At 28.8% G+C, this 10,022-nt stretch carries 11 protein-coding genes; all 11 read left to right on the top strand.

Features of this window, described 5'->3' with window-relative positions; genetic code table 11:
- Positions 1-173 (top strand): GHKL domain-containing protein (locus J7G74_RS16980; RefSeq protein WP_443081666.1); only part of this gene is annotated, 173 nt, incomplete at its 5' end.
- An 18-nt stretch (positions 174-191) separates the two neighbouring features.
- Entirely contained in the window at positions 192-386 is a 195-nt protein-coding gene (locus J7G74_RS16975) for a winged helix-turn-helix domain-containing protein (RefSeq protein WP_443081665.1), read from the top strand.
- A 57-nt stretch (positions 387-443) separates the two neighbouring features.
- Positions 444-692, top strand: a complete 249-nt coding sequence (locus J7G74_RS16090; RefSeq protein ID WP_297137231.1) for a hypothetical protein — start codon at positions 444-446, stop codon at positions 690-692.
- Positions 693-1,294: 602 nt separating this feature from the next.
- Positions 1,295-2,956: an ABC transporter substrate-binding protein gene (locus J7G74_RS16085; protein WP_297137228.1), complete on the top strand. Its 1,662-nt coding sequence runs from the start codon at positions 1,295-1,297 to the stop codon at positions 2,954-2,956.
- Positions 2,957-3,020: 64 nt separating this feature from the next.
- Positions 3,021-3,986 carry an ABC transporter permease gene (locus tag J7G74_RS16080; RefSeq protein WP_297137225.1) on the top strand — a complete coding sequence of 322 codons (966 nt, stop codon included), beginning with the start codon at positions 3,021-3,023 and terminating at the stop codon, positions 3,984-3,986.
- Between the two features lie 11 nt (positions 3,987-3,997).
- Positions 3,998-4,894 carry an oligopeptide ABC transporter permease gene (opp4C, locus tag J7G74_RS16075; protein ID WP_297137222.1) on the top strand — a complete coding sequence of 299 codons (897 nt, stop codon included), beginning with the start codon at positions 3,998-4,000 and terminating at the stop codon, positions 4,892-4,894.
- Between the two features lie 13 nt (positions 4,895-4,907).
- Entirely contained in the window at positions 4,908-5,879 is a 972-nt protein-coding gene (locus J7G74_RS16070; RefSeq protein ID WP_297137219.1) for an ABC transporter ATP-binding protein, read from the top strand.
- Entirely contained in the window at positions 5,879-6,874 is a 996-nt protein-coding gene (locus J7G74_RS16065; protein ID WP_297137215.1) for an ABC transporter ATP-binding protein, read from the top strand. Before J7G74_RS16070 ends, J7G74_RS16065 begins: the two co-directional genes overlap by 1 nt.
- A gap of 604 nt (positions 6,875-7,478) precedes the next feature.
- Positions 7,479-7,673, top strand: a complete 195-nt coding sequence (locus tag J7G74_RS16060; protein WP_330616616.1) for a hypothetical protein — start codon at positions 7,479-7,481, stop codon at positions 7,671-7,673.
- Positions 7,674-7,900: 227 nt separating this feature from the next.
- Positions 7,901-8,272: a MerR family transcriptional regulator gene (locus J7G74_RS16055; RefSeq protein ID WP_297137213.1), complete on the top strand. Its 372-nt coding sequence runs from the start codon at positions 7,901-7,903 to the stop codon at positions 8,270-8,272.
- A gap of 100 nt (positions 8,273-8,372) precedes the next feature.
- Positions 8,373-10,022 (top strand): 1-deoxy-D-xylulose-5-phosphate synthase (locus J7G74_RS16050; protein ID WP_297137210.1); only part of this gene is annotated, 1,650 nt, incomplete at its 3' end.

Below are 10,022 nucleotides of genomic sequence, written 5' to 3'. Positions count from 1 at the left end.
GTAATAATACTAATGGATATGTAAATGAAGTAAATGGGAAGTTTTTAACCACAAAGAATAAACCAATAAGCGGAATTGGATTAATTCAAATAGATAATATCATAAAAAAATATAATGGATATATTAATAGAAAACATGAAAATAATATATTCACTACATATGTAATGATATAAAATTTAATTTCATAAAATATTAATATATATAGAAAATTAATACAATTAACTAAATCTGAATTTCAAATATTAGAGTATCTTATTTTAAATAAAAATACTCCTTTAAGTACCGAAAAAATAATGAAAAATGTTTTTGGCGATGAAAAAAGTATATTCTCAAATTCTATAAAAGTACATATAAATTCAATTAGAAAAAATAGGAAGATATCATAACGAAAGTGATATTTTAAAAATATGAAGCTAAGGACTAAATTAACTATTATAACTTTTATGACAATAATAAGTACAAGTTTTATACTTACTAGTTCATCTATATATACTGTAAATAATATTATCAATGATATATATAGTGCAATTATAGTTAGTCATGATGAAACTAAAAATGTTTATGAAGCTAATACTAATGAAAAGAAAGAAGAAATTAGTGTACAAGGCGATACTTTTACAGAAGAAGAAATAGAGGATGGATATGGAATAGAGTGTGATTTCTATGTAATTAATTTGATATTAATCGTTTGAATCACTCTTATTGCCAGTAAGAGTGATTTTTAATTTATCGTAAATAAAGGCTCCAAATAGACTAATTAATAAGCATCAGAGTTATTTAGTAATAATTTAAAAATTTCTATACTTCAACCTCCTTCATGTCTGGAAGTAGGTTTGGTTCTTAGTACAGAAATCATCACTCTTAGATTGTAATTTTTATTGTATTTTGACATAAACTAGATAAATATTCCAATAAAAAGTTAATCGTGGATATTATTCTTGGGAATCGTCTCCACCATTCAAAACCTCGAAAACAGGATAAGGAACTACTAAGTTTATGGCTTAGTAGTTTTTTATTATAAATATAAGTAAGACTATAGTATTTTGGAGGTTAATACCATGTTTAAATATAGTATGGTAGAATTAAAACATAATTTTAAAGGACATAATCTCTGACCTTTTTATGTTTTAGGGGATGAAATTAATATGATAATCTATCATTAATAAAATCTATATTTGAGCTTTGATTATAAAAATTATTAATTAGACATTACTAATAATTACCATTTATAATTAAGAAAGTAATAAAAAATATATATAAGTTGAATTAAAGGGAATTATGACAGGAGGAAAGTATGAAGGGAAAGATAATTAGTTTATTTTTATCTACAACTCTATTATGTACATCACTTACAGGGTGTAGTTCAAAGGGAGTAGAAAATAATGAAGGGGAAGTAAAAGATACGATAGTATATTCTATGAACACAGCACCACAAGGAATATTCAATCCGCTTATTTCAAATATAGCAAATGATCATTATGTTGAATCAGTTGTCTATGCATCTTTAATGACAGTAAATGATCAAGGTGAATTAGAAACATATTTAGCAGATGAATATAAGGTTTCAGATGATCAAAAAACTATTACATATAAAATAAATGAGGATGCTAAATGGCATGATGGAGAAGACGTAACAGCTGAAGATGTAGCATTTACTTTTACAAGTATGGCATCAGGTGATTATACAGGTGGATATTATGGTGATGTTCAAAATATAAAAGGTGCTGAAGCTTATCATGATGGAAAAGTAGATGAAATTGAAGGTATAAAAGTTATTGATGAAAATACTATAGAAATAGAATTTAATAAAGTACACGCTCCAGCAGTAACGAACTTAGGTACAGTACAAATATTACCAGAACACATATGGTCAGAAGTTGCTGTAGGTGAATGGACAAATAAAACTGATTTATTAAATAATCCAATAGGATGTGGACCATATAAATTAACTGAATACAAGAGTGGTTCTCACGTAAAGTTTGAAGCTACATCAGATTTCTTTGGTGGAGAAGTTAAAACAAAAAATTTAGTATTTAAAGTAATAAATGCTGACACTACTCAAGCAGAGTTTAAAAATGCTTCGATAGATATCGCTAATGTTGAAGCATTATCAAAAGTAGATGTAGATGCATTAGTTGAAGAAGGATACAAAAAAATAGCTTTTGATAACTATATGTTTACATATATGGGATTCAACCTAAGAAAAGAAGAGTTACAAGATGTTAAACTTCGTCAAGCATTTATGCATGCTATAAATCGTCAAGCTATAGTTGAGAATGTAGTGGAAGGACGTGGAAAAATTGTTAATGCACCTATACTACCATCAAGCTGGGCTTATCCAGAAGAATCTGAATTAGATGAATATGAGTATGACGTTGAAAAAGCAAAAGATTTATTGAAAGAAGCTGGATGGGAAGATAAAGATGGCGATGGTATAGTAGAAAACAGTAATGGCGAAAAATTAGAATTAAGCCTTGTTTGTCAAACAGGACATCCAGTTAGAGAAAAAACGGCAGTAGTTATACAAGAAAATTTAAAAGCAATTGGTGTAAATATTGAAATAGATTCTATGGAATTTTCATCAGTAATGGATCAAGTAGTTGCTAACCATGAATTTGACTTATATATGATGGGTAATACATTATCTTTAGATCCAGATCCAAAATCAATGTGGCACTCAGATGCTATATCTAATGAGAAAGGTGTAGTAGGATATAACATAGTTGCTTACGATAATAAAGAAACTGATAGCTTAATAGAAGAAGGTAATGCTACACTAGATCAAAAAGAACGTAAAGAAATCTATACTAAATTTGCAAAAATATTAAATGAAGACGTACCAGAAGCATATTTATTCTGTCAAGATATAGAGCGTGTATATAATAGTAAATTAGAAGGATATAAACCATCTACATTTAATGAATTCTATAATGTTCATAATTGGGTAATAAAATAATATAAAATCAAAAAAGGTTGTTTTTTGTAAACAACCTTTTTTGTAGAGGAGATAAATAGGAGATATGGGAAAATTCTTAGCAAAAAGATTGGGTGTTGCTTTAATTGTATTATTCGGTGTATCTATCACAGTATTTACACTTATTCATCTTCAACCAGGGAATCCATATTTAAATATGATTGATCCTAATGTTCCACCTGAGGTAGTAGAGCAGAAATTAAGGGATTTAGGATATTATGATCCAATTCCAATACAATATTTAAAATGGATAGGAAGAGCAATAGTTGGTGATTTTGGATATTCAACGCAGTATAACGCACCGGCATTTTCAATAATAATGGAAGCTTTAAATAACACATTATTGATATCAATAGTTTCTTTTATATTAAGTTCAATACTTGCAATAGTCGTTGGAGTTATAACATCTTCTAAATCTAAAACATGGATAGATTATATAATTACCTTCCTTTCATTTATAGGAATATCAATACCGACGTTTTTCTTTGGATTATTAATAGTAAAATGGTTTGGATATGATTTAGGAATTTTACCATCATCAGGAATGGAAACTTTAACAGCTTCATATACAGGTTTAGAACATATAATTGATGTAGTTAAACATATGATTATGCCAGTTATAGTATTATCACTTACTCAAACTGCTACATTACTAAGATATACAAGGTCTTCAATGATTGATTCTTTAAATCAAGACTATATGAGAACTGCACAAGCTAAAGGGCTTACTAGAAATCAAGCTGTGTGGAATCATGGGCTTAGAAACTCTATGATTTCTATAATTACAGTCTTATGTATGCAGCTACCATCATTAGTATCAGGTGCTTTAATTACTGAAACTGTATTTGTATGGCCAGGAATAGGAACATTAAATTACAATGCAATTATGAATAGAGATTATATGTTAATAATGGGAATAACAATGCTTATAGCCGTTGTAATTGTAATAGCAAATATAATAGCAGATATTTTATATGCAATAGCTGACCCAAGAATTAGATTAAGTCAATAGGAGGGATATAAATGGTTAAAAATACTTTAAAAACAGTAGAAAAAGCAGAACAAGAAAGATATGTATCATTAACAGAAATATCCTTTCGTAAGTTTAAGAAAAACAAATTGACAGTATTAGGTGTATTTATAATATTAGCACTGGTTTTACTTTCAATATGTGCACCATTACTTACGGATTATACAATTAGTGAAACTGATTTATTTAATATCAAAATGGCTCCAAGTAAGGAGCATATACTAGGGACAGATGAGTTAGGAAGAGATGTTTTTACAAGGTTACTTTATGGAGGAAGAGTTTCTATAATAGTAGGAATTGCATCAATGACAGTACAATTGATAATAGGGGTAATAATGGGAGCCATAGCAGGTTACTTCGGTGGAATAGTTGAAAAAATAATTATGAGAATAATAGATATAATAATGTGCTTTCCATTTTTCGTTATCGCAGTATCCGTAGCGGCTATAGTAGGTCCAGGGGTGAAAAATCTTATTATAATAATTGGATTTTTGATGTGGCCCAATATTGCAAGAATAGTAAGAGCAGAGATTTTATCCTTAAAGGAAAATGATTATATAATGGCAGCTAAAGCAATGGGGTTGTCTTCTTTTGAGATTATAAAAAATCATATACTTCCGAATATAATGTCACCAATATTAGTTGCAGCAACTTTAGCTATAGCAAATGGAATTTTAACGGAAGCTTCTTTAAGCTTTCTAGGAATCGGAGTTAAATTACCTGAGCCAAGTTGGGGAAATATGCTTATTGCTGCACAAAATATAGGAACATTACAAAGGGAATGGTGGCTATGGATACCAGCAGGTAGCTTAATAATTTTAATGGTATTATCAATTAACTTTGTTGGAGATGGGCTTCGTGATGCTCTAGATCCAAAAACTCGTTTGTAAGTGGGAAATTGGAATGAGTGTATTAGAAGTAAAAAATCTTAAAGTTTCCTTTCATACAGTAATGGGGAAAGTTGAAGCAGTAAAAGGTGTAAATTTACAAGTAAATTCTGGTGAAGTATTGGGTATTATTGGGGAATCAGGAAGCGGAAAAAGTGTTACTTCTTTAGCTATTATGGGATTAATAAATAGTGCAACTGGATTAGTTGAATCAGGTGAGATTTTATTTGAGGGGAGAAATCTTATAAATTTAAATGAGAAAGAAATGTGTAAGGTGAGAGGAGATAAAATATCTATGATATTCCAAGAGCCTATGACATCTCTTAATCCAGTAGTAACAATTTATAAACAATTGAGAGAAGTTTATAAAATTCATAGGCCGAATAAAAAAAATAACTGTAAGGATGAACTTGTAGAATTATTAACTAAATTAAATATACCAGATGCGAAAGGTGTTTTAAATAAGTACCCATTTGAATTAAGTGGTGGATTAAAGCAAAGAATAATGATTGCTATGGCTATGATCTGTAAGCCTTCATTTATAATAGCTGATGAGCCCACAACAGCGTTAGATGTGACAACTCAATCTGAAATCATAAATCTTTTAAAACAAATTAAGGAAGAAAGTAATAGTGGAATAATGCTAATTACACATGATTTAGGAATAATAGCAGAAATGGCACAAAGAGTAGCTGTAATGTATTATGGGAAAGTTGTGGAAGAGTGCAGTATTAATGATTTTTTCGATAATGCTAGACATCCTTATTCACAAGATTTATTAGGAGCAATGCCTGAGAATTTTAACGGAAGATTTAAGTCTATAGAAGGAAATGTTCCTAACTTATACGAAGATATAAAAGGTTGTCCTTATTATAAGAGGTGTAAAAAAAGAATACAGAAATGTGAAAATTCACAACCGCCTATGATGGACTTAAATGATAACCATAGAGTACGTTGTTTTAGATATGAGAAAGGAGATGGAAAATAGTGATTAAACAAAAGGAGAAAATCATATTTGAAGTTTCAAACCTCAAAAAATATTATCCTGTTAGAAAAAAATTTTTCTCTAGACAAAAGCAATATGCTAAATCTGTTGATGGAGTTAGTTTTGCTATAAAGGAAAATAGTATATTAGGATTAGTAGGAGAATCTGGTTGTGGAAAATCAACAATAGGAAAAACTATTTTAGGATTGACATCTCCAACAGGAGGAAAAGTTACATTTAGAGATAAGATTATTTTTGATGTAGAAAATAATATTAGTATATCAAATGGAGAGATGACTAAATTAAGAAGTGAGATGCAAATAATTTTTCAAGATCCTTATGCAAGTTTAGATCCAAGTAAAAGTGTGGGACAAATTGTATCTGAAGGAATAAAGAAGCATAAAATAGTTTCAAAAGATAAAGTTGAAGAAAAAACAAGAGAAATGTTAGAACTATGTGGATTAGATGCAACTAGCATATTTAAATATCCACATGAATTTAGTGGAGGCCAAAGACAAAGAATAGGTATTGCAAGAGCATTGGCTATGAATCCTAAATTTATCGTATGTGATGAGCCAACGGCAGCTCTAGATGTATCTATACAATCTCAAATTTTAAATTTAATGTTAGATTTAAAAGATAAGTTTGGCTTAACATATCTATTTATATCTCATAATTTTAGTGTGGTGAAATCATTTTGTGATGAAATAGCAGTGATGTATTTAGGGCAAATTGTAGAAAAAGGAGAAGCTGATGAGGTATATAATAATCCAAAACATCCGTATACAAAAGCCTTAATTTCATCAGTGCCAATTCAACATCCAGGTGAAGAGAAAGAAAGAATTATATTAAAAGGAAGTATGCCTAGTGCAGTTGACATACCAAGTGGATGTAGATTTCATACAAGATGTCCATATAAAACAGAACGTTGTATGAATGAAACTCCAACATGGAAAACTCTAGATAATGAAACTGGAGTTGCATGTCACCTGTATTAGCCAAACTGAATAATAAAATATTAAACTTGATACCATATGTTAGAAGCGATGAATATAGAAATTTTACAAGATAATCTTAATGTATTTGAAAAAGAATATTTAAAATTACAAAATAAGTAATATATATTTGAAGGATAAAGTGTATTAATTAAAACTATAAATTAATTTTAAATCGCATCATTATAAAGTATAATAAAGAGCAAGATAACTTTATAGGTAATTGGAGATACTTGAATTTAGGATTTATTATAGGTAAAAAATTTAGATTTATAGATACTTTAATTTGACAATCGTGGGTATTATTTCTGTGATTATTATCCACCATTAAAATATACTCAAACACATCAACAAAATTGTTGATGTGTTTTTATTTAACTATAATTGTATAATCTAACAATCTTAATAAAATCTTAATAAATCATTGACTTTGTCTTAAAAAATAATTCTTATACTATTATCTATAAACAAAATTAAATTATTACTAAAAGTATAAACATGGTAAAATGAAAAGCGAGGTGAGGATGATGATAAAAGGAAATGTATTACAATCTTAGAAGAGATAGCCAGGAAACTATCAGAAGCACTTTATCATAAAGATGCACCAATGGGATATGAAATCGAAGAATTTTTACCACCAATTAAAGGAATGTGTAGTCTTTGTGGTATGGAGTTTTTAGGATTTGTTTATACAGGTGGAGTTTTTTATCAAAGCCGTAATGATGCAGAAAAACTTGAAGCAATGAGAGTAAAATCTACAGAACATGCAGATCGTGTTGTTAAACTTGTGAGTCAAGTATAATAGATTCATTATAGTTAGTTACACCATAAAACATAGAATAGTAATAAATTTTATTACTATTCTATGTTTTGTTTTATAAGTATTAAAATTGATTCATAGGAACTCTTATTTAAATATAAATTTATGAACTAGTATATTTTTAGGAGTATAATGTATATAAAAATAAAAAAGTATTGACTTAGAGCTAACTCCAAGTATTAATATAAAAGTCAAAGGAGACATGAATCATGAAAATTAAAGAAGTTAGTGAAAAATATAATATAACCCCTGATACATTAAGATATTATGAAAAAATTGGATTAATACCATCCGTAGAAAGAGATAAAAATGGAAACAGAATATATAAAGAAGATATAGGATGGGTCGAATTTATAAAATGTATGCGTAATGCAGGTATTACCATAGAAAGATTAATAGAGTATGTTAACTTATTTATGCAAGGTGATGAAACGATAGAAGCAAGAAAAGATATTTTAAAAGAACAAAGAAAGCAATTACTCTTAAAAAAACAAGAAATAGAGTATACGCTAAATAAATTAGATAAGAAAATAGAAAATTATGATATTTGTTATTTAAATAAGGAAAAAGATAATATTTAAAAAAAGTATTGCCTTAGACTTAACTCCAAGGGATATACTATCTAACAAGAACACAGTTTCATAACAAAATTAAAACTACATATCCAAGGAGGGAATAAATATGGAATTTAATATTTTAAATAAAATTGACTCGCCAAGAGATTTAAAAGAACTTAATAAAAGTGAATTAAAAGAACTGGCTAGCGAGTTAAGGGAGATAATAATAAATAAGGTTAGTCAGACTGGAGGACACTTTGGTCCAAATTTAGGAATGGTTGAAGCAACAATTGCACTACACTATGTATTCAATTCACCAGTAGATAAAATAGTATATGATGTTTCACACCAGTCATATCCACATAAAATATTAACTGGAAGAAAACATGGTTTTATAGATCCTAATCAGTTTGATAGCATAACAGGATATACTTCTCAACTAGAAAGTGAACATGACTTTTTTAGGATTGGACATACATCGACTTCAATAAGCTTAGCTTGTGGATTAGCCAAAGCAAGAGATTTAAAAGGAGATAAAGAAAATATAATAGCTGTAATAGGTGATGGATCATTAAGTGGTGGAGAAGCTTATGAAGGATTTAATAATGCATCAGCTTCAGGAAAAAATATAATAATACTTGTAAATGATAATGATATGTCTATAGCTGAAAACTACGGAGGACTATATCAAAATTTAGCTAAGCTTCGTGAAACTGAAGGCAAGGCAGAAGACAATTTCTTTAAATCATTTGGATTTGAATATCATTATGTTAAAGATGGCCATGATTTAGAATCTTTAATAGATGTATTCTCAAAAGTTAAGGATACAGATCATCCAGTAGTTATACATATGCATACTATAAAAGGTAAGGGATATGAAGATGCTGAGATAAATAAAGAAGCTTTCCACTGGGTTATGCCATTTGATTTAAAAACTAAAAAACCTTTATTTGATTTTTCTGGTGAAAGCTATGACCAAATAACTGATAACTTCTTATGTGAAAAAGCAAGTAAGGATAAAAAAATAGTTGGTATAACAGCAGGTACACCAATGGTAGTAGGTTTAAATGAATTCAGACATAAATTTAAAGATCAATTTGTTGATGTTGGTATAGCAGAAGAGCATGCAATAGCACTAGCTTCAGGTATAGCATCACAAGGTTGTAAGCCAGTAGCATCTTTATATAGTTCATTTATACAAAGAACTTATGACCAATTATCACAAGACTTAGCTATAAATGATAATCCAGCTTTAATACTTGTTCATGGAAATGGTATAAGTGGAGCTGATATAACTCACCTTGGAATATTTGATATACCTTTAATATCAAACATACCAAATATAGTATATCTTGCACCTACTAATAAAGAAGAGTATCTTGCAATGATGGAGTGGGGAATAGAGCAAGATAAACACCCTGTTGCAATAAGGGTACCAAGTAATGAGGTAGTGTCAACGGGTGAAATGATAGAAGCTGATTTCTCTAATTTAAATACTTATAAAAAAATGAATGAAGGAAGGGAAGTAGCCATAATTGGGCTTGGATCTTTCTATCAATTAGGTGAAAAAGTACAAGCTAAATTAAAAGAAGAATTAAATATAGATGCAACATTAATAAATCCAAGATTTATAACTGGAATAGATGAAAATATGTTAAATGGCTTATTAGAAAATCACAAGCTAGTAATAACTTTAGAGGATGGAATACTTGATGGTGGATTTGGAGAAAAGATATCAAGATTCTATTCAGATAAAAATATGAAAGTATTGAAT

Origin of the sequence: Terrisporobacter sp., assembly GCF_017888745.1 — a bacterium.
Lineage (GTDB): Bacteria > Bacillota > Clostridia > Peptostreptococcales > Peptostreptococcaceae > Terrisporobacter.
The sequence above is the reverse complement of the archived record's forward strand: the minus strand, read 5'-3'. Positions and strand labels throughout refer to the sequence as shown.

Coding starts and splice junctions, on each gene's coding strand:
- J7G74_RS16090 (WP_297137231.1), top strand. CDS start 444: ATGACAATAATAAGTACAAGTTTTATACTTACTAGTTCATCTATATAT.
- J7G74_RS16085 (WP_297137228.1), top strand. CDS start 1,295: ATGAAGGGAAAGATAATTAGTTTATTTTTATCTACAACTCTATTATGT.
- J7G74_RS16080 (WP_297137225.1), top strand. CDS start 3,021: ATGGGAAAATTCTTAGCAAAAAGATTGGGTGTTGCTTTAATTGTATTA.
- opp4C (WP_297137222.1), top strand. CDS start 3,998: ATGGTTAAAAATACTTTAAAAACAGTAGAAAAAGCAGAACAAGAAAGA.
- J7G74_RS16070 (WP_297137219.1), top strand. CDS start 4,908: ATGAGTGTATTAGAAGTAAAAAATCTTAAAGTTTCCTTTCATACAGTA.
- J7G74_RS16060 (WP_330616616.1), top strand. CDS start 7,479: ATGGGATATGAAATCGAAGAATTTTTACCACCAATTAAAGGAATGTGT.
- J7G74_RS16055 (WP_297137213.1), top strand. CDS start 7,901: ATGAAAATTAAAGAAGTTAGTGAAAAATATAATATAACCCCTGATACA.